Consider the following 19534-nt stretch of genomic DNA (forward strand, 5'->3'; position numbering starts at 1 on the left):
TCCGCCTAGCCGTTCATGATCTCGCCGCGCCGGGTCATGTACTCCTCGACGGACAATTCACCGTTGCTGTACTGCTGGTCCAGCTCGGCGAGCTTGCGGGCACGGTACCCCTGGGGGGCAGACGGCGGCGGGGGAGTGGCAGGGGCAGCCGGCTGTTCGGGAGCGGGCTGCCGGGTTTCCGGCTGCTGGAACGGCGGTTCCTGCGGGCCCCACGAACCGGCGCCTGCCGGTGGCACCGGCGGCTGCCCGTACTGACCGGGCAGTGGCTGGCCGGGCAGTGGTTCATTGGGCGGCAGGGGCTGCTGCCGTTCGATTCGGCGGAACGGGCCGGCAAAGTAGTCCTGCTGCGTGTACCCGTCCCGCGGCTGCTTGCTCTGCGGCCCGGCGGAGCCGGGAAACTGTCCCGGGAACTGTCCCGGGTATCCGCCGGAGAAGCCCTGCTGGTTCCTGCGGTCCACGGATTTCCGGTACATCCGCATGGCCACCGGGATCAGGAGTGACAGGATGATGATCCAGAAAAACAGGTCGAGCACGGTGCTGCACCTCTCGTAGGGGTCCGTTAAAGCTTAACGCCGGACGGCACGCGGACCGCCGCAGCCGTGCAGCCGAGAACGGGCGCCGCTAGCGCCGTGCCGTCTCCGCGCTTCCCAGCGGTCCCTCGCCCGAACCCAGGGGAACGCCCGGGCCGAAGACGGGACCCGGCGTCGGGCGTTTTGCTGTGATGCCGTCGCCGGAGGACTGGTGCCGCAGCCGCCGCAGCACCCAGGGCACAAAGTACTCGCGCGCCCACACCAGGTCACCCGACCGGGCCTCGCGCCAGGTCCGCGGCGGAAGCGGCTTGGGCTGCAGCGGCTCCAGGGTGTGTTCCACGTTCAGCGCGTCGAGCACCATGGCAGCGATGGTGTGGTGGCCAAGCGGGGAGAAATGCAGCCGGTCCTGGTCCCACATCTGCGGATCGCCCAGCTGCCGCAGGGACCACATGTCGGCGATGATCGCGTCGTGGCGGGCAGCCACGGTACGCAGGTTCTCGTTGTAAATGGCCACCTTGCTGCGGATCCTGCTGAGTACGGAGGACCCGGTGTCCGGTCCGTTAAAGAGGACAACCGTGGCGCCGCCCATCGCCAGGATCCCGACCACCGAATCGAGCTTCTCGGCCAGGGCGTCCGGATCACCGCCGGGGCGGATAAGGTCGTTGCCGCCGGCGGACAGCGTGACCAGGTCCGGCTTCAGCGCCAGACAGGGCGCCAGCTGCTGGTCCACGATCTGCTGCAGCAGCCTGCCCCGGACCGCCAGGTTGGCGTACGCAAAGTCGGGCTGGCTGCGGCTGAGTTCCTCAGCCACCCGGTCGGCCCAGCCGCGGTAGCCGCCGGGGCTCGAGGGCTCGGGATCGCCGATGCCCTCCGTGAAGGAGTCTCCCATCGCCACATACCGGGTCCAGGGGTGGGCTCCGGGGCGTGCAGGCGGGGTTGGGATGGCATTTGTGTCAGTCACGGTCCCTATCCTGCCTTTCGGCTCGCTGGCTACGCGAACGTAGGTTGTTACCTCCGGGTAACTGATAAGAATGGAAACCATGACTGAAGCCGAAGTATTTCCCGCCCCCGTTGTCCTGTGGTCCCATCCGGAAGACCAGCGCGACGGCAAGCCGCTGCTGGTGATGCTGCACGGTTACGGAGCCAACGAGCAGGACCTGCTGGGCCTGGCGGACCTGCTGCCGGGGGACTTCGCCGTCGCTTCCGTGCGCGCGCCGATCACCATGGGCCCGGGCTTCACCTGGTTCCCGCTGAGCGCGTCCATCGACTACTCGCTGGAGCGGGTCAAGCGCGCTTCGGAGTACGTGCTCGACTGGATCGACACCATCAGGGCGGGCCACCCCTCCGTCTCGCTCCTTGGCTTCTCCATGGGCATGGCCATGGCGACCACGCTCCTGCGGCAGCGGCCCACGGACTTCGCCGCCGTCGTCGGACTGTCCGGCTTCGTGGTGGACGCCGGGGACGATCCCTCCTTCCGCGACGACGAACTGGACGGCACGGTGCCCATGTTCTGGGGCCGCGACCAGCAGGACCCAGTGATTACCCAGGACAAGATCGAGTACACGATGGGCTGGGTCCGCAAGCACGTGAAGCTGACAAAGGTGCTGTACACCGGCATGTGGCACGGCATCAACCAGCAGGAGATCGGGCACGTGGGCGAGTTCCTCACCCACGAGGTCCTGAAGAAATAGGAAGTACGACGCCGGCCGCTGTGTTGGGAGGGCCGGTCCGGCACGGCGCCCCGTCAGTCTTCCGCGGGCGCCACCACGCGGACGGTCTGGTTGTTGACGGTCACGGTGTCGCCATTGCGCAGCTGCCGGCCCCGCCGGTCGTCTATTTCGCCGTTGACCTTGACCAGCCCGTTCTTGATCAGCTCGGTGGCCTCCACGCCGTCCTCCACCAGGTTGGCGAGCTTCAGCAGCTGGCCGAGGCGGATCATGCTGTCGCGGATGGGGACGTCGTCAACGGGGTTGCTCATAGAGCAATGATGCCTGACGTAGGGTGGATTCAATGACCTCCACCTCCCGCCTGCCCGTCCTCGCAGGCCTGCCGCTGGCGGTGGGCGCCGGCCTTGCCATCCCTGTCCAGGGCCGGATCAACGGTGCACTGGGTGCCAGGCTGGACGACGGCATCGCCGCAGCGGTGGTGAGTTTCAGCACAGGGCTGCTGGTCATGATCCTCATCTCCCTGCTCCTGCCGCGGGGGCGTGCCGGGCTGGCAAGTATCATCCCGGCCGTCCGTTCCCGGGCATTCCCGCCCGTGTACGTCCTGGCCGGCGGGATCGGCGCGCTCTTTGTGTTCGCCCAGTCCTTCACCATCGCCATCCTTGGCGTGGCGCTGTTCACGGTAGCCACCGTGACCGGGCAGACGGTCAGCGGCCTCCTGGTGGACCGGCTGGGGCTAGGCCCCGCCGGGAAAAAGCCGGTGACCGGCATCCGGATCATGGGCTGCGTCCTGACCATCGCGGCTGTCGCCTGGGCGGTTTCCCCCCGCTTCGCCGGGTCCGATAACGCCGAGGGCGGCCCCGCGGCGCTACTGGTTCCACTCCTGCTGCCGCTGGCGGCAGGGTTCCTGATGAGTTTCCAGCAGGCCATGAACGGCACGGCAACCGTGCACTACGGAACACCCATCGCTGCCACCCTGGTCAACTTCGTGGCCGGCAGCCTTGTGCTCTGGGCCGCGCTGGGCATCAAGGTGGCGGTGGCAGGCCCGGGCAACCCGTTGCCGGGAGAGTGGTGGTACTACCTGGGCGGGCCCATGGGCTGTGTGTTCATCGGCCTGGGCGCGCTGCTGGTCCGGAGCCTGGGGGTATTGGTGACCGGGCTGGGCATGATCGCCGGGCAGTTGCTGGGTTCGCTGGCGCTGGACGTGGCGCTGCCGGCCCCGGGCAGCGTCGTGGCGCCGGCCACGGTCCTGGGCACCGTCCTGACCCTCGCTTCGATCATCCTGGCCACCCTGCCCTGGCCCCGGGGCGCGCTCCGGGGGCGCGGCCGGTAGTCTAGGACACGCAGCTTTTACGCATCCCCTTCATCCGCCCCGCCCGGCCGCCGGACGTGCCTACCTCCGGTATTGCGCGGGGCCTGAAAACCGCGGACCGCACCCAGCGGCCCTGTAGAAATTGGAGTTACCCCATGGCAGCAAAATCCGTTCTCGACCAGGTCATTTCCCTCTCCAAGCGGAGGGGTTTCGTGTTCCAGGCCGGTGAGATTTACGGAGGTTCGCGTTCTGCCTGGGACTACGGGCCCCTTGGCGCCGAGCTGAAGGAAAACATCAAGCGCCAGTGGTGGCAGTCGATGGTCCGCGGCCGTGAGGACGTGGTGGGCCTGGACTCCTCCGTCATCCTGCCCCGCCAGGTCTGGGAAGCTTCCGGCCACGTCGAGGTCTTCTCCGACCCGCTGGTCGAGTGCCTGTCCTGCCACAAGCGCTACCGGGCGGACCACCTCGAGGAAGAGTACGAGGAGAAGAAGGGCCGCCCGGCCGAGAACGGCCTGAAGGACATCGCCTGCGCCAACTGCGGCACCCGCGGTGAATGGACCGAGCCGCAGGAGTTCTCCGGCCTGCTCAAGACCTTCCTCGGCCCGGTGGCCAGCGACGAAGGCCTGCACTACCTCCGCCCCGAGACGGCCCAGGGTATTTTTGTGAACTTCAGCAACGTCCTCACCACGTCGCGCAAGAAGCCGCCGTTCGGCATCGGCCAGATCGGCAAGTCCTTCCGCAACGAGATCACTCCCGGCAACTTCATCTTCCGCACCCGCGAGTTCGAGCAAATGGAAATGGAATTCTTCGTCGAGCCCGGTACGGACGAGGAATGGCACAAGTACTGGATGAACGAGCGCATGGCCTGGTACACCGGCCTGGGCATCCGGGAAGAAAACCTGCGCTTTTTCGAGCACCCGCAGGAAAAGCTCAGCCACTACTCCAAGGGCACCACGGACATCGAATACCGCTTCGGGTTCCAGGGTTCCGAGTGGGGCGAGCTGGAAGGCATCGCCAACCGCACCGATTTCGACCTGTCCACCCACGCCAAGGCCTCCGGCGCTGACCTGAGCTACTTCAACCAGGCCACCAACGAGCGCTACACGCCGTACGTCATCGAGCCCGCAGCCGGCCTCACCCGTTCCTTCATGGCCTTCCTGATTGACGCCTACACCGAGGATGAGGCCCCGAACGCGAAGGGCGGCGTGGACGTCCGCACCGTCCTGAAGCTGGATCCGCGCCTTGCACCGGTCAAGGCCGCCGTGCTGCCCCTGAGCCGCAACGAGGACCTCTCGCCGAAGGCCAGGGACCTGGGTGCCCAGCTGCGCAAGAACTGGAACATCGATTTCGACGACGCCGGCGCCATCGGCCGCCGCTACCGCCGCCAGGACGAGATCGGTACCCCGTTCTGCATCACCGTCGACTTCGACACCCTCGAGGACCAGGCAGTGACCATCCGCGAGCGGGACACCATGAGCCAGGAACGCGTCTCCCTGGACAAGGTGGAGGGCTACCTGGCCGCACGCCTGATCGGCGCCTGACCGTGGCCATCGAATACCGCGAATGGCAGGAGGGCGACGACCTCGCCCTCCTCGAAATCTGGGGCGACCCGGAAACCGCCCAGGCGCGCCAGTTCCGCGGCGCCCTTGCGGTGTCCTCAAACAGAACCGGCGGCAGCCCCTGGCGCCGCTGCATCGTGGCGGAAGACGTGATCGACGGCGTCGGAATTCCCGTCGCGGCCGGCGTCGTGTACGAGGCGTCGCTGCATCCAGAACGGCTGTGGACCTACATCGAGGTGGCCCGGGACCACCGCCGCTCCGGCATCGCTGCCAGCCTCCTGGCCATGCTGCGCCGGGAAGCCGGCCAGGCGCCGTCGGGGGTAACCAGGCTGCGCGCCAAGGTGGAGCCCGGCACCCCCGGTGCCGCTTTCGCGGAGGCCGTGGGCCTGTCGCCCATCCAGCGTTCACGCCTGGTGGTTGTTGATCCCGGGGCGCTGAAGCTTCCGGTGTTCCCGGTTAAGGACTACGGCGGGCGGCCCGTCAGCGGTGAGAACGCCGGTTCCGAGGTGGTCATGGATCTCGCGACCGGGTCCGTGGAACTGACGGACGTGGTGGGCCGGTACTACACGTCGATCCACAGCTGGGACCCGCCCGGGGTCCTGTCCGTGGGGCAGGTGCAGAAGCTGTTCCTTGATGAACTCACCGGAGCGCACGGCGCCATTGTGCTGCGTGCCCGGCCGGAGTCGGCGTTCGGCGCGGGCGTGGCGCCGGGCAAGAAGGGCCGCATCCGGGCCTTCGCCGTCAGCTACGCCGCCCCCGCAACGCCCGATCCCTCACAAGGCGGGCAGGCTGTCCCGGAAGCACCGACCGACGTCTTCATCGGGCATGAGCCTGCACTGGACGCCGATGACGCCGCCGAAGCAGTCCGGGACATCCTTGCGCTCATTGCGTACCAGCACCCTGTGATGCTGGAGCTGGACGACTCCATGACAGCCCTGCGTGCCGCCGTCGAACCCCTCCTAGAGAGCGGCAAGGCCCGGCTCGCGGGTGCGGAAACCCTCGTCGTCGCGGACTAGGTGCGCGGCCACGGTTCGCCCCCTGCTGGCCCAACTGGGTAGCGCCAAGTGTCGTTTTGACCCTTCAAAACGACACTTGGCGCTACTTACTTGGGCGGTCAGAGGGTGACGTGGACGGCTGACTCCGGCAGGAGCCGGCCGAAAGCACGGGAAGGCCGGACCTCCTCGCCGGTGCTCCCGGCGAAGGACTTGAGCACGAAACCGGTGGCAAGCGTCTGCCAGAGCCGGGTCTTGCGCAGCATGAAGTGTCCGGCACCCCGGAGCGCCACGTACTGCATGCCCTTAGCCACTGGCGAGGCGCGGCGGGCAAAAGCCAGCGACTGGGTGGGGCTGGTCCACCGGTCCGTGGTGCCGTGCACGATCAGAACGTTCTTTCCTGCCACGTTGGCGACGGGAGTTTCAGGGCTGAGCCACGGTGCCAGCGCCACCACGGCCTGCACTTGGGGATGGTCCGCTGCGCATACTGCCGTCAGTCCGCCCATCGAGTGCCCCAGCAGGAAGACCGGTACACCCGGATGCTGATCGGCGATCTGCGCCAGGGCCCAGCGCGCGTCCTGCAACGGGGACATGTCCGGCCCGTTCCATCCACGGACGCTGTTGCGCAGGGACCACACCGCCAGCCCGTGCTTGCGGCCCGCCCGGTGCAGGTGCCTGGCGAAGGGCACCATCCGGGCCGGGCTTAGGTGCCGGGCTTCCACCGGTTCCCGGCTGTAGGACTTACCGCCGTGGAGGACCAGCGCCACGCCCATGGTGGGACCTGATGCCTTGAGGACACCCAGCACGGCCCGGTGGCCTGGCGCTTCGGATATGCGCTCACCCGGCAGGCTGCTGCTGCCCCGAGTGCTTCGGTTGGCCACGCCTGGTACCTCCCCATGATCCATTTATCAACCCTACGGTGCCAGACGTAGAGTTCAACGTATGAGGTTTCACTGCTGATGGGCGCCGGCCACTCCCACGCTTCCCAAGGCCATTCGGAGCCGACGCCGCAGGCGATGGCCGCCCGGCGCAGGGCCAACCGGATCCTGGCGGCGGTGCTGATTCCCATCACCTTGCTGGTCCTGGCCGGCATGGCGATGCTTTGGCCTTCCGGGAGCAAGGAAGGCATCTCGCTGGCCAACCCGTACTCGGCCGCCCCAGGGGTCACCTTCGACACCGGAACCATCCAAAGCATAAGCACGGAAAACTGCATGCAGGGGGCAGCCCAGTCCAACCAGAACCAGCAGGGGCAAAGCCAGCAGGGACAGACACAGGGCGCCCCGGCGCAGCAGGGATCGGACTGCACGTTCGCCTTCACGGAACCGGACGCGGGCGGAAGTCCCGTCAAGGTTGTGATCAACCCGGACGTGGCAAAGTCCCACGGCGTTAAGCCCGGAGACCAGATCCGCTACCTGAACCTGTCCAACGCCCAGGGCGCGTCCGCTTCGCAGGGCTCACCCGCCTACATCTTCGTGGACTTTGTCCGAACCCTGCCCATCGTCCTGCTGGCCCTGCTCTACGCAGCCGTGGTGATCGCCGTCGCGCGGTGGCGGGGCCTGCGGGCACTGGTCGGCCTGGTGGGGGCCTACTTCGTGCTCGCCACCTTCATGCTGCCCGGCCTGGTGGAAGGGAAGCCGCCGCTGCTGCTGGCGCTCGTAGGGTCCACCGTGATCATGATCGGGGTGCTGTACTTCGCCCACGGGTTCTCGGCCCGGACATCAACAGCCCTGCTGGGCACCATCTTCGGGCTAGGCATCACGGCACTCCTCGCCGCATGGGCCACCAACGCCGCCAACCTCGCCGGCGTCGGCAACCATGATGCCACCCAGCTGGTTAACACATCGTCGAACATCTCGATCTCCGGCGTGATCCTGTGCGGCCTCATCATCTCGGGGCTCGGCGTGCTCAACGACGTCACCATCACCCAGTCGTCGGCCGTATGGGAACTCTACGAGCTGGCCCCGGCCAGCAGCGCCCGGAAACTGTTCAGCTCAGCCATGCGGATCGGCCGGGACCACATCGCCTCCACTGTCTACACCATCGCGTTCGCGTACGCGGGCGCCGCCCTGCCCATCCTCATCATCGTGATGGTGTACGACCGGCCGCTGGGGGAGACGCTCACCAGTGCCGAACTATCCGAGGAAGTCATCCGGACCCTGGTCGGCTCCATCGGGCTGGTCCTCGCCATCCCCGTCACCACCCTCATCGCCGTGCTGGTGGTCAAGGCGACCGGCATCAGGGAGGCGGCGCCCGTCGTCGGAAGCTCTGCAGGGAACACGGACACTGGCCCGGGCAAGGAAGCTGCGCGGGGCACCGGCGCGGGCCGTGCCACCGCGGGCCGTTACGACGGCGGCGGCAACCCTGCGGACGACGTCGAGGATACGGGCGCGCTCGCGGCGGCAGCCTATGAACGGAGGACCCAGGAAGGAAACAGCCGCCGCGCCGTTGACGCTCCGGACGCTGCCCCGCTTACCCGCCGGGGCCGCCGGGCGGACCGCGGCTGACCGCCTGCCCCGGGCGCCCATAGTGCAGGACAAGCCGATTTGCCCGGCTTTGCAACAATGGAATGGTGACTGTTGCAGCAACCCATCCGGCACCCAAGCTGGAACTTCCGCCCCTGAGACTGGGTCCCATCACCGTGGACACGCCGGTGATCCTGGCGCCCATGGCCGGCATCACCAACTCCGCCTTCCGCAGGCTCTGCCGTGAATACGGCGGCGGCATGTACGTGGCAGAGATGGTCACCTCCCGCGCACTGGTGGAGCGGACCCCTGAATCCCTCCGCATCATTTCCCACGACGACGACGAGAAGGTCCGCTCCGTCCAGCTCTACGGCGTTGATCCGGGTACAGTGGGCGCCGCCGTGCGGATGCTCGTGGAGGAGGACCGGGCGGACCACATTGACCTGAACTTCGGTTGCCCCGTGCCCAAGGTCACCCGGCGCGGCGGCGGTTCGGCACTGCCCTGGAAGATCGACCTGTTCACCAACATCGTGCAGACGGCCGTCAAGGAAGCCTCCAAGGGCAACATTCCGCTGACCATCAAGATGCGCAAGGGCATCGACGATGACCACATCACATACCTCGATGCCGGCCGGATTGCGCGCGATTCCGGTGTTGCCGCCGTCGCATTGCATGGCCGCACGGCCGCCCAGTTCTACTCCGGCAAGGCGGACTGGTCAGCCATTGCACGGCTCCGTGAAGCCCTGCCGGACATCCCGGTGCTGGGCAACGGAGACATTTGGTCCGCCGAAGACGCCGTCCGGATGGTCCGCGAGACCGGGGTGGACGGCGTGGTGGTGGGCCGCGGCTGCCAGGGCCGGCCGTGGCTGTTCGGCGACCTGCAGGCCGCCTTCGAAGGCAGCGACACCCGGCACAGGCCCAACCTGGGCCAGGTGGCGGACGGCGTGTACCGCCACGCCCAGCTCATGATCGAGACGTTCGGCGGTGACGAGTACAAAGCCCTCCGTGAGATCCGAAAGCACATGGCCTGGTACTTCAAGGGCTACCCGGTGGGCGGGGACCTGCGCACCAAACTGGCCACGGTGCCCACCCTCGAGGTGCTGCGTTCCTTGCTGGATGAGCTGGACCAGGACGTGCCGTACCCCGGGGTTGACTCGGAGGGCCCCCGCGGCCGCGCCGGGACACCCAAGAAGCCGGCCCTGCCTAAGGACTGGCTGGACTCGCGGTCCCTGAATCACGAGCAGTCCCGGGACATCGCCGCCGCGGAACTGGACGTTTCCGGTGGCTGACATCCCCCTGGCCGAGAGCCCTGCACTGGCCCGCTCCGGATACGACGCCGATGACTCTGCCCGCTGGGTGGAGGAACCGCCCAAAAGCGTCTACCGGTCCGACTTCGAGCGTGACCGGGCCCGGGTGCTGCACTCTTCGGCCCTGCGCCGGCTCGGAGCCAAGACCCAGGTGGTGGCACCGGACACGGACGACTTTGTCCGGACCCGCCTGACGCACAGCCTGGAAGTCGCCCAGGTGGGCCGTGAACTGGGACGCGCGCTGGGTTGCGACCCGGACGTGGTGGACACCGCCTGCCTGAGCCACGACCTGGGCCATCCGCCCTTCGGCCACAACGGCGAGTCCGCCCTGAACGAGGTGGCGCACGCGATCGGCGGATTCGAAGGCAACGCCCAGACCCTCCGGCTCCTGACCAGGCTCGAACCCAAGGTCCTCACACGGGACGGCCAGCCGGCCGGCCTGAACCTCACCCGCGCCAGCCTTGACGCAGCGTCCAAATACCCGTGGTCGGCGCTTGAAGCTCCCGTGATCCATGGACGGCGCACCAGCAAGTTCGGCGCCTACGAGGACGATCTTCCGATCTTCAACTGGATCCGGCAGGGCGCGCCTGAGCGCCGCACCTGCCTGGAAGCCCAGGTCATGGACCTTGCCGACGACATCTCCTACTCGGTCCACGACGTGGAGGACGCCATAGTTGCCGGGCACTTCCAGCTGCGCTGGATGGACAACCCGGACCACCGCGCCCGGGTGGTGGGCTACGCCAAGCAGTGGTACCTGCCGCACAACGAGCCCGCAGCCATCGACGCCGCCCTGGCGCGTCTCGAGGCAACCGACGTCTGGGTCCGCGAGGCAGACGGCAGCCGCAAGTCCATGGCCGCCCTGAAGAACATGACCAGCCAGCTCATCGGCAGGTTCTGCCAGAGCGCGCTGGAAACCACCCGGGCCGTCTACGGGCCCGGCCGGCTCACCCGCTACAACGCCGAGCTCATGGTCCCCGACGAGACCGTGATGGAAATCGCGGTCATGAAGGGCCTGGCCACCACTTTCGTGATGACCACGGAGCACCGCCAGCCCATTTACGAGCGCCAGCGGGAGGTCCTGCACGCACTCGTCACCACGTTAAGCGCCACCGGCGACCGGCACCTGGAACCGATGTTCGCCGCGGACTGGCGGGACGCGGCCGACGACGCCGCCCGGCTACGGGTGGTGATCGACCAGGTGGCTTCCCTGACCGACGGATCGGCCCTGGCGATGTATGAGCGCCTGGTGGGGAGCCTGCCGTCGCTTTGGTGAGGAACGCTGTGGTGAGGAACGCCATAAGCTGCCCGGCGCCGTCGTACCCCCGCATTAGGATTGCTCTGTGGCTGGGCTGATTAAACGTGAAGATATCGACGAAGTACGCCAGCGCACGGACATCAAGGAAGTGGTTGACGGCTACGTCACCCTGAAAGGCGCCGGGCTGGGGACCTGGAAAGGCCTGTGTCCCTTCCACGACGAACGCTCGCCGTCGTTCACCGTCCGCCCCCAGGTGGGCCGTTACCACTGCTTCGGCTGCGGGGAGGACGGCGACGTCATTGCCTTCGTCCAAAAACAGGACCACAGCTCGTTCCAGGAGGCCGTGGAGAAGCTGGCCGCGCGCATCGGCTACGAGCTGCGGTATGAGGACGGCGGCAGCGGTCCCAGCCGCGAGGAAGTGGGACGCCGGCAGCGGCTCCTGGACGCCCACAAGATCGCGGACGAATTCTTCCGCGACCAGCTCCTGACCCCCGGCGCTGCCGAGGCACGTACCTTCCTGCACGGCCGCGGCTTCGACCGGGGCGCCGCCGAACACTTTGGCTGCGGCTACGCCCCGCAGGGGTGGGACGCCCTCCTCAAGCACCTGCGCGGCCGCGGCTTCACGGACGCGGAGCTCAAGCTCACCGGCATGTTTTCAGAAGGAAACCGCGGCCTCTACGACCGCTTCCGCGGCCGCCTGATCTGGCCCATCAAGGACATCGCGGGGGACACCATCGGCTTCGGCGCCCGCAAGCTCTTCGAGGACGACCAGGGCCCCAAGTACCTCAACACCCCGGAAACGACGCTCTACAAGAAGTCGCAGGTGCTGTACGGCATCGACCTTGCCAAGCGCAGCATCGCCAAGGACCGCCAGCTGGTGGTGGTGGAGGGCTACACGGACGTGATGGCGTGCCACCTGGCGGGGATTACGACGGCGGTGGCCACCTGCGGCACGGCGTTCGGCACGGAGCACATCAAGATAGCCCGCCGGCTGCTGTCCGACGACGGTACCGGGGGAGAGGTGGTGTTCACCTTCGACGGCGACGCCGCCGGCCAGAAGGCGGCGCTGCGCGCCTTCGAGGAGGACCAGCGCTTCACCGCGCAGACATACGTGGCCGTGGAGCCCAGCGGCGCGGACCCCTGCGACCTGCGCCAAAGCCGCGGCGACGAAGCCGTGCACGCCCTGGTGCAGTCCCGCCGCCCGCTGTTTGAATTCGCCATCCGCACCACCCTCAAGCAGTTCAACCTGGACACCGTGGAAGGGCGCGTGCAGGGACTCAAAGCCTCCGTCCCGGTGGTGGCCGCCATCAGGGACGCCTCCACCCGGACGGGCTACTGCCAGGCGCTCACGGGCTGGCTGGGCATGCCGGACCCCAACGAGGTGCTGCGGCTGGTCAACGCCGAAGTGAAAAACGCCGCCAAACGCGGGGACCAGGGACGCCCGCCCGGCGGTGGAAGCCAGGCTCAGGGTGCCAACACCAACGGCGGCGGCCGGTCCCCCACCGGGCCCGGCCATGGCGGGTCCGGCTACCCGGCCCCCTCCCTGGCCGGCGGTCCCGGCGTTGCCGAAGGGCCGCCGGCGGGAGCCGTTCCCTCGTTCCACCGGCCGGACCCGCGGGACCCCGTCGCCTCCATGGAGCGGCAGGCGCTGGAGGTGGCGCTCCAGGCGCCCTCGCTGCTGGCCGGTTCGGTGTGGGACCGTTTTTCCGAAGCCCGCTTCGCCACTCCTGCATTCCAGGCAGTCCACGACGCGATGCGCGCCACCGGTCCCAACCTGGCGGGGGATCCCGTGCGGTGGGTGGAGCACGTCATGCACGAGGTCCCGGAGCCCCTGCGGCCGCTGGTGTCCGAACTGGCGGTGGTGCCGCTGCCGGCGAGTACCGAGGAAGCGGTGCTCAAGTACTGCCGCGATATCCTTTCGCGCCTCTTCGAGCTCCAGATCACCCGTGTCAAGGCGGACAAAATGGGCCAGCTGCAGCGCCTGGACCCGGCGGCGGACCCGGAGACGTTCCAGCGGCTCAACCGGGAACTGATGATGCTGGAGATGGAGCGCCGGGCCCTGCGCGCCGAAGCGTAGCAGGGCGGGTACGCGCCGCGGCAGCCCCGATTTCGTTTCCCGGGCAGGTGTTTGCTAGGCTAATACCCGCTTCATTCCTCCTTAGCTCAATTGGCAGAGCATTCGACTGTTAATCGAAGGGTTGCTGGTTCAAGTCCAGCAGGAGGAGCTTCCAATCCCCGTTCCGGCCTCCGGAACGGGGATTTTTGTCGCCGCGGGTTTCTTCCCGCCGCCGGACAACCCTTTTTGGCCCGCAAATCCGCCGATTTCACTTTCGCGGGAATCCTTTGCTAATGTCATACCTGCTTCATTCCTCCTTAGCTCAATTGGCAGAGCATTCGACTGTTAATCGAAGGGTTGCTGGTTCAAGTCCAGCAGGAGGAGCTTCCGGAAAGATCCCCGTTCGTCGCCAGGACGAACGGGGATTTTTGTTTTTCCGGGCCGGGGTGGGAAGGGCTAGACGAAGTCCATTTCCACCTGCAGGAAACGTTCCGCCTCCGCGATGGCCGCTTCAAAGGCTTCCTTCTCGGTGGGGGACCTGCGCGGCTGCCTGGGGCTCCACTCGTGGGCGGCCGAGTGGATCCGCACGAATCCTGTTTCGGGCGGCGCATAGAAGATCCCGAACCGCTGCACGGGCCACTCAGGGGAGGTCTCGGGAGCCACCAGCAGGGCCGCGTTGAACGCCGGGTTGTACCACTGGGCGATGGGCCGCCGGCGGTCCTCAGTGAAGAGCCCGGCGGCGTAAAGTGTGGCCGACTGTTGGCCGGTTTGGGCGCGCAGCCGTTCCCACCACAATGGCAGAATCGCGGCATCGCACCGTTGCCATGTGGCCGGAAGCGGCGGCTGATCCTGCCAACTGGGCACGGTCATATTTTATCCCGGCAGGAGCGCCCACGGGCAGTGCGGCCCCCTGCCTCTGGCGGTGCCTACGGTTTGTCCCGCTGCTTCCAGGGCCCGGGATTAACCCGGTAGAGCAGGGCGGCGCCGGCCACGGCTCCCAGCGCAATGCCCATGGCGGGGTTGCCGAGGGCCCTCCCCGCAAAATAGCCGACGACGGCGCCCAGCACCGCGCCGAGGAAGAGTCCCCTTCCGTTACGGTGTGGCCTGCGCTTGCCGGCGCTCAATCCTCGGCTCCGGTCACTTTCATGTTTGCCGTTCAGTGGATCGACGGGACGGTCCGGGGACGGACCACCAGCCAGAGTGCCGCGATGGCGAGCAGGATGCAGGCTGCCTGCACCGCCCCCATGGGCGTGGCGCTGGTGATTCCCAGCCAGCCGACCACGGGCGAGATCAGCCCGGCCATCATGAAGGTTGAGAACCCCAGCAGCGAGGCCGCAGTGCCCGCCTGCCCGGCGTGGCCTGCCAGGGCGAGCACCTGCACGCAGGGGAACATGAAGCCCGTGCCCATGATGTAGAACCACAGCGGGACGAGTACGCCCCAAAGGCCCAGGTCCAGCTGGTCGAACACCACGATCAGCATTGCCATCAGAAACATCCAGGCCGTGGCGGCGGCAAGGATCCACTGCGGCGGGACCCTGCGGATCAGGCGCGAGCTTGTTTGGATACCGGCAACGATGCCGAGCGAATTGATACCAAAGAGCACACCGTATTCCTGCGGTGAGAAGCCGAAGACGTCCTGGAAAAGGAAGGGCGAGGCCGACAGGTAGGTGAACAAGCCGCCAAAGTTAAGCCCGGCCACCATCAGCAGGCCGACGAAGACCCTGTCGCTGAACAGAATCCGGTAGCGCTGGCGGGCTGTCATGCCGCTCTGCGCCCTCTTTTCCGGCGGAAGGGTCTCACGGACCAGGAACAGGGAGGCAATGATTACCAGCGTGCCGTAGCTGGCCAGGAACACGAAGATCCCCGGCCAAGGCATGATCAGGAGCAGCTGCGAACCGATGACGGGGGCCAGGATGGGCGCGAGACCGTTGACCAGCGACATGCGCGAAAACATCTTGACCATCGCGTAGCCCGAGAACAGGTCACGGACCATGGCCATGGCCACCACGCCGCCACCCGCCGCGCCGACGCCCATCAGCACCCGGAAAATGCCCAGAGTGGTGATGTCCTGGGACAGCGCCGCCCCCAGCGAGGCCGCGATATGCAGAGCCGTGGCGAGGATGAGGGGATACCGGCGGCCGAACTTGTCACTGAACGGCCCGACCACCAGCTGCCCGAAGGCAAAGCCAACGGTCGTTCCCGCCAGGGTCAGCTGGACCTGGGCCTCCGTCACGCCAAGGCTTGCCTCCAGCGCCGGAAACGCCGGCAGATACAGGTCGATGGTGAAAGGACCCAGGGCCGTCAGGGCGCCGAGCAGGAGGATGTACAGGAGTTTCCGACGGCGGCTGAGCAGGTCGCCGGGATTGGAGGCATTGGTCACGGATGTCAATCCTAGGCCCGGTTCCGGCGTATTTTGCAGCGTTGTAGTCCGCGCCGCCCCGGCAAGCCCCGAAGTTGGTCCTGAACCTGAATGGTAGTTTTGTGCCGGGGACTGTGCCGATGCACTTTCCCGCACCACGGAAGCCGGATCGAGCATAAACCAGTAAGGCGGAACCGATGAGCGGACGTCACAGCGGGCGCACCAGCCCGGGATTGCGCATCACCGCGCTTCCCGGGACGGTCAAACTCCTTTTCCGGCTGGCCCCGCGCCAGCTGAACGATGAGATCGCTTTCGCCAAAATCGAGCTCAAGCGCAAGGGCGTCCAGGTTGGAGTGGCGGCTGCCTTCTTCGCCATTGCCCTGGTTTTCCTGGTCTTCCTGGTCATCGGGCTCATCGTCGCCGCCATCATGGGCCTGGCCACCATCATGCCGGCCTGGCTGGCAGCCTTGCTGGTGTCGGCAGCCTTCCTGCTGATCGCGCTCATCGGGGGCCTGATCGGGCTGCGTAAGTTCAAGAAGGCCATGCCCCTGCTTCCGGAAGAAACCATCCGGGGCATCAAGCACGACGTCGGCGTCGCCCGGGAGGGCTCCGCCTTCAACCCCGCGGTCCTGGACCCCAACAGCCCGGAAGCCAAGGCTGCCAAGGCCGCCAGGGAAGAGGCCGCCGCCAAGGCCAAGGCCGAAAAGGCCGCAAGGGACGCCGAGCACGAAAGGGAATTCCCGCACGCGTCCGAGCCGGAGCTGGTGCGCAGGCTCAACCAGCGCCGCCACCACCTCACCGAGGCGCGCGACGAACTGGGCACGGAACTGGACGTCAAAACCCAGGCCCGGTACCTGCTGGCCGTTGCCCAGGGCAAGGTCCGGGAGGGCCAGGCCCTGGCCATGCACGGCAAGGATGCGCTAAGCGCCAGGCTTGCAGGGCTCTCCGGAACCGGTGAAGGCCTGCAGAAGCGGTGGAAGCCGCTGGCAGCCCTGGCCGCCGCCGGCACCGTCCTGGTGGTCCTGTTGCGGAAGCTGATCCGCACGTACTGAAACCGGCGGTAGATGGCGGGCCGACGGGCGGAACGCCAGCAACCGCACAACCGCGCCGACAAGGCAGCAGCATAGAAAGGGGGACGGGTGAAGTTTATTGGTGCCGGCGCCCGTCCCGGTCGTCCCCAGGTGGACCACGATGTCGTGTTCACCATTCCCAACCTGCTCACGGTGGTGCGGTTCATGGGGGTTCCGCTCTTCATCTGGCTGGTTCTGGCGCAAAAAGAGTACGGCGCCGGGGTGGTGGTGCTTGCGGTCATGGCCGGCACGGACTGGATTGACGGCTACATAGCCCGCCGCTTTGACCAGGCATCGAAACTGGGGCGGATCCTGGACCCCATCGCCGACCGGCTTGCCCTGATTGCCGTTGCCGTCACCCTGGTAATCGCCGGCGTCGTGCACTGGCTGTACCTGGCCGCCCTGCTGGTTCCGGACGCGGTGCTGCTCGCCCTGACGCTCTCGCTCTTCCGGGGGCATCCGGATCTTCCCGTCAGCGTGATGGGCAAGGTCCGCACCGGGCTGCTGCTACTGGGAACACCCATGCTGGTTCTTTCCCGCCTGGACACCGGATTCTCCGAGGGGCTGTTCGTCGCCGCGTGGGTGGTGCTGGGGCTGGGACTGGTGGGCCACTGGATCGCCGCCTACAACTATTTCTGGGCGATCCTGCGGAAAGGCAGGATGCGCAGCGGCCACGACGGCGGGACCTCCTGATGGTGTGGGTGGCCGTCGCCCTCGCCGTCCTCGGGGCCTTCTGCCTTGCGCTTGGTGCCCAGCGGCAAGGCAGCGCTGTCAAGGCGGACACCGGGGGACTGGCACTGAGCTCGAACGGTTTCCTCCGGCTGCTGCGGAACCCACGCTGGGTTTTCGGCCTCCTGCTGCTCTCAGCCGGAATGGCGATGAACGCCGTGGCACTGGTGTCCGCGCCGCTGACCGTGATCCAGCCCATCGGTGCCATCGCGCTGGTGATTACCACCATCGTCAACGCCCGGGACCAGGACCTCACCATCAACCGCGCCACCTGGGTAGCGATTGCTGCGTGCGTGACCGGTTCCGCACTCTTTGTCCTGCTCGCCGTCACCGTGACCCAGGAGAACCACCACGTCAGCCTTGGGGACGAGCTGACCATTGTGCTGCTGCTGGCACTTGCCGTCGGCCTGTTCGGCTCCCTGGCCGTCATGTTCCGGCACCGGATGAACGCTTTTGTCTACATCCTGGGAGCCGGTGTCCTGTTCGGATTCGTGGCCGTACTGACGCGGATCATCGGAAGGCACCTGCTCGATCCCAACGGGCTGTTCCTGCTGAACGTGCAGTGGTACTCCGTTGTGGCCATCATCGCCGCGGGCGGGCTGGGATCGTGGTTCGTGCAAAGCGCCTACTCCACCGGACCACCGGATCTTGTGATTGCGGGCCTCACCGTCATCGATCCCATCGTGGGCATCGCCATCGGAATTGTGATCCTCGGCGAACTTAGCCCGGACGTGCACGCCGTGATGGCGATTGCCATGGGAACCGCCGCTTCCCTTGCTATCGTTGGGGTTATCGCCCTATCCCGCCACCATCCCGAAGTCACCAAACGCAAAAAGGACGCCCGGAAGGCGGCGGGCGGGCCAACCCACTAGCCCGTTCCTACAAGAGATCCAGCAATTACACGAAGCCGGGCGCGCATGCCGGGCCAGCCGTGCAGTCAGTCAAAGCTGTCCGCACCGTGACCATCAGGAGCTTTGCACGTGACCACGCCAGCCGACCAGCGCCCGCTGACCATCCTGATCGCCGCCGATACCTATCCGCCGCACGTCAACGGCGCAGCCCAGTTTGGCTACCGCCTGGCCAAGGGAATGACGGGGCGGGGACACAACGTGCATGTGCTGGCCTGCAACACCGGCAAGGGCAAGAGCTTCACCGAGTTCCGCGACGAAGCAACGGTGCACCGGCTCCGCTCCCACAGCGTGCCCACCCACGAGTACTTCCGGATCTGCTTCCCCTGGGAGATCAAAAAGGAAATCAGCCTGCTGTTCGACCGGGTGCAGCCGGACGTTGTGCACATCCAGAGCCACTACATGATCGGCGAGCACGTGCTGTATGAGGCGGTGAAGCGCGGTGTGCGGATCGTGGCCACCAACCACTTCATGCCCGAAAACCTCAATCCGTTCCTGCCGTTCCCCCAATGGTTCAAAAACATCATCGGCCGCATCTCCTGGAAGGACATGGGCAAGGTGATGGGCCAGGCCGATGTGGTCACCACCCCCACCCCTTTGGCGGCGCGTGCCATGCACGAGCACGCCTTCCTGCGCAAGGTCCTTCCCCTCTCCAACGGCGTCGACTCGGCTGCCTACGAGCTGCAGCCGGGCGAGCACATTGAGCCCCACCAGCACCCCACGGTGATGTTCGCGGGCCGGCTGGCGGAGGAGAAGCACGTGGACGTCCTGATCAGGGCCATCCGGAAGACCCCGCCGGAACTGAACGTCCACCTGGAAATTGTGGGCGGCGGCGAGATTCGTGCGTCCCTCGAGCAGCTGGTGGAGCAGCTTGGCCTGGGCAGCCGCGTGAAATTCCTCGGCCTTGCCAGCGACGAGGACCTCCGCAGGGCCTATATCCGGGCCGATGTGTTCTGCATGCCCGGCACCGCTGAGCTGCAGTCCCTGGTGACCCTCGAGGCGATGTCCGCGTCCACTCCGGTAGTGCTGGCTGACGCGATGGCGCTGCCGCACCTGGTGCGGGACGGCGAAAACGGCTACCTCTTCACCCCCAACGACAGCGATGACCTGGCCAAGAAAATCACCCAGATCCTCCAGCTGCCCAAGGACCAGCGCGACGCGATGGGACAGGCGAGCAGGGCTATGGTGGGGCCGCACAGCATCCAGGGCACCCTGCAAACCTTCGAGGATCTCTACCGCGGCGCAGGCTACGAGGACAAGGTGGTCTAAGCGCTCCCCGGGGTTTGCTAGAGTGTTTTTGCCCTGAAGCTCGCAGATTGTCTACCCTGCGT

General features: G+C 66.9%; 19 protein-coding genes and 2 tRNA genes. 14 read left to right on the forward strand and 7 right to left on the reverse strand.

What is annotated here, in order from left to right; genetic code table 11:
- Positions 1-5 precede the first annotated feature (5 nt).
- Both ACLH0K_RS06365 and ACLH0K_RS06370 read right to left on the reverse strand, forming a co-directional pair.
- The gene (locus ACLH0K_RS06365; protein ID WP_411375975.1) at positions 6-533 is read right to left on the reverse strand and encodes a hypothetical protein; all 528 of its coding nucleotides are present in this window, start codon (positions 531-533) and stop codon (positions 6-8) included.
- Between the two features lie 88 nt (positions 534-621).
- The gene (locus ACLH0K_RS06370) at positions 622-1419 is read right to left on the reverse strand and encodes an SGNH/GDSL hydrolase family protein (protein ID WP_411376420.1); all 798 of its coding nucleotides are present in this window, start codon (positions 1417-1419) and stop codon (positions 622-624) included.
- A 151-nt stretch (positions 1420-1570) separates the two neighbouring features.
- Between ACLH0K_RS06370 and ACLH0K_RS06375 the strand changes: the two genes are divergently transcribed.
- Positions 1571-2221, forward strand: a complete 651-nt coding sequence (locus ACLH0K_RS06375) for an alpha/beta hydrolase (protein WP_411375976.1) — start codon at positions 1571-1573, stop codon at positions 2219-2221.
- Between the two features lie 53 nt (positions 2222-2274).
- Here the strand turns inward: ACLH0K_RS06375 and ACLH0K_RS06380 are convergent, their stop codons facing one another.
- Positions 2275-2508, reverse strand: coding sequence for an RNA-binding S4 domain-containing protein (locus ACLH0K_RS06380; RefSeq protein WP_411375977.1), 234 nt, complete (start codon positions 2506-2508; stop codon positions 2275-2277).
- 32 nt (positions 2509-2540) lie between these two features.
- On the opposite strand from ACLH0K_RS06380, the gene ACLH0K_RS06385 reads away from it, so the two are divergent.
- The 3 genes from ACLH0K_RS06385 (at position 2541) to ACLH0K_RS06395 (ending at position 6081) form a co-directional block, all read left to right on the forward strand.
- Positions 2541-3527, forward strand: a complete 987-nt coding sequence (locus tag ACLH0K_RS06385) for a DMT family transporter (protein ID WP_411375978.1) — start codon at positions 2541-2543, stop codon at positions 3525-3527.
- Between the two features lie 134 nt (positions 3528-3661).
- Positions 3662-5047 (forward strand): glycine--tRNA ligase, encoded by a 1386-nt coding sequence (locus ACLH0K_RS06390; RefSeq protein ID WP_138136609.1) that lies wholly within the window; start codon positions 3662-3664, stop codon positions 5045-5047.
- A gap of 2 nt (positions 5048-5049) precedes the next feature.
- The gene (locus ACLH0K_RS06395) at positions 5050-6081 is read left to right on the forward strand and encodes a GNAT family N-acetyltransferase (protein WP_411375979.1); all 1032 of its coding nucleotides are present in this window, start codon (positions 5050-5052) and stop codon (positions 6079-6081) included.
- Positions 6082-6179: 98 nt separating this feature from the next.
- Here the strand turns inward: ACLH0K_RS06395 and ACLH0K_RS06400 are convergent, their stop codons facing one another.
- Positions 6180-6962, reverse strand: coding sequence for an alpha/beta hydrolase (locus tag ACLH0K_RS06400; protein ID WP_411375980.1), 783 nt, complete (start codon positions 6960-6962; stop codon positions 6180-6182).
- A 54-nt stretch (positions 6963-7016) separates the two neighbouring features.
- Here ACLH0K_RS06400 and ACLH0K_RS06405 point away from each other — a divergent pair, with 54 nt between their 5' ends.
- The 6 genes from ACLH0K_RS06405 (at position 7017) to ACLH0K_RS06430 (ending at position 13521) form a co-directional block, all read left to right on the forward strand.
- Entirely contained in the window at positions 7017-8561 is a 1545-nt protein-coding gene (locus ACLH0K_RS06405) for a YibE/F family protein (RefSeq protein ID WP_411375981.1), read from the forward strand.
- A gap of 65 nt (positions 8562-8626) precedes the next feature.
- Complete coding sequence (dusB, locus tag ACLH0K_RS06410; RefSeq protein ID WP_411375982.1) at positions 8627-9808, forward strand: tRNA dihydrouridine synthase DusB; 1182 nt, start codon at positions 8627-8629, stop codon at positions 9806-9808.
- A gap of 7 nt (positions 9809-9815) precedes the next feature.
- The gene (locus ACLH0K_RS06415) at positions 9816-11099 is read left to right on the forward strand and encodes a deoxyguanosinetriphosphate triphosphohydrolase (protein ID WP_411376421.1); all 1284 of its coding nucleotides are present in this window, start codon (positions 9816-9818) and stop codon (positions 11097-11099) included.
- A 67-nt stretch (positions 11100-11166) separates the two neighbouring features.
- The gene (gene dnaG, locus ACLH0K_RS06420) at positions 11167-13158 is read left to right on the forward strand and encodes a DNA primase (protein WP_411375983.1); all 1992 of its coding nucleotides are present in this window, start codon (positions 11167-11169) and stop codon (positions 13156-13158) included.
- Positions 13159-13233: 75 nt separating this feature from the next.
- A tRNA-Asn gene (locus ACLH0K_RS06425) sits at positions 13234-13306 on the forward strand.
- Positions 13307-13448: 142 nt separating this feature from the next.
- Positions 13449-13521, forward strand: a tRNA-Asn gene (locus ACLH0K_RS06430).
- Positions 13522-13593: 72 nt separating this feature from the next.
- Here the strand turns inward: ACLH0K_RS06430 and ACLH0K_RS06435 are convergent.
- From ACLH0K_RS06435 to ACLH0K_RS06445, 3 genes are all read right to left on the reverse strand, one after another.
- Entirely contained in the window at positions 13594-14001 is a 408-nt protein-coding gene (locus ACLH0K_RS06435) for a hypothetical protein (protein ID WP_411376422.1), read from the reverse strand.
- A 62-nt stretch (positions 14002-14063) separates the two neighbouring features.
- The gene (locus tag ACLH0K_RS06440; protein WP_411375984.1) at positions 14064-14261 is read right to left on the reverse strand and encodes a hypothetical protein; all 198 of its coding nucleotides are present in this window, start codon (positions 14259-14261) and stop codon (positions 14064-14066) included.
- A 32-nt stretch (positions 14262-14293) separates the two neighbouring features.
- Positions 14294-15517: a multidrug effflux MFS transporter gene (locus tag ACLH0K_RS06445; RefSeq protein ID WP_411375985.1), complete on the reverse strand. Its 1224-nt coding sequence runs from the start codon at positions 15515-15517 to the stop codon at positions 14294-14296.
- A gap of 176 nt (positions 15518-15693) precedes the next feature.
- Here ACLH0K_RS06445 and ACLH0K_RS06450 point away from each other — a divergent pair, with 176 nt between their 5' ends.
- From ACLH0K_RS06450 to ACLH0K_RS06465, 4 genes are all read left to right on the forward strand, one after another.
- Positions 15694-16548 (forward strand): phage holin family protein, encoded by an 855-nt coding sequence (locus tag ACLH0K_RS06450; protein ID WP_411375986.1) that lies wholly within the window; start codon positions 15694-15696, stop codon positions 16546-16548.
- 87 nt (positions 16549-16635) lie between these two features.
- The gene (locus ACLH0K_RS06455; RefSeq protein WP_411375987.1) at positions 16636-17259 is read left to right on the forward strand and encodes a CDP-alcohol phosphatidyltransferase family protein; all 624 of its coding nucleotides are present in this window, start codon (positions 16636-16638) and stop codon (positions 17257-17259) included.
- A complete protein-coding gene (locus ACLH0K_RS06460) occupies positions 17259-18167 on the forward strand; it encodes a DMT family transporter (RefSeq protein WP_411375988.1) in 909 nt (302 codons plus the stop codon). Before ACLH0K_RS06455 ends, ACLH0K_RS06460 begins: the two co-directional genes overlap by 1 nt.
- Positions 18168-18275: 108 nt before the next feature.
- The gene (locus tag ACLH0K_RS06465; protein ID WP_411375989.1) at positions 18276-19472 is read left to right on the forward strand and encodes a glycosyltransferase; all 1197 of its coding nucleotides are present in this window, start codon (positions 18276-18278) and stop codon (positions 19470-19472) included.
- Positions 19473-19534 lie beyond the last annotated feature (62 nt).

It is taken from the genome of Arthrobacter sp. MPF02, assembly GCF_046605375.1.
GTDB lineage: Bacteria > Actinomycetota > Actinomycetes > Actinomycetales > Micrococcaceae > Arthrobacter.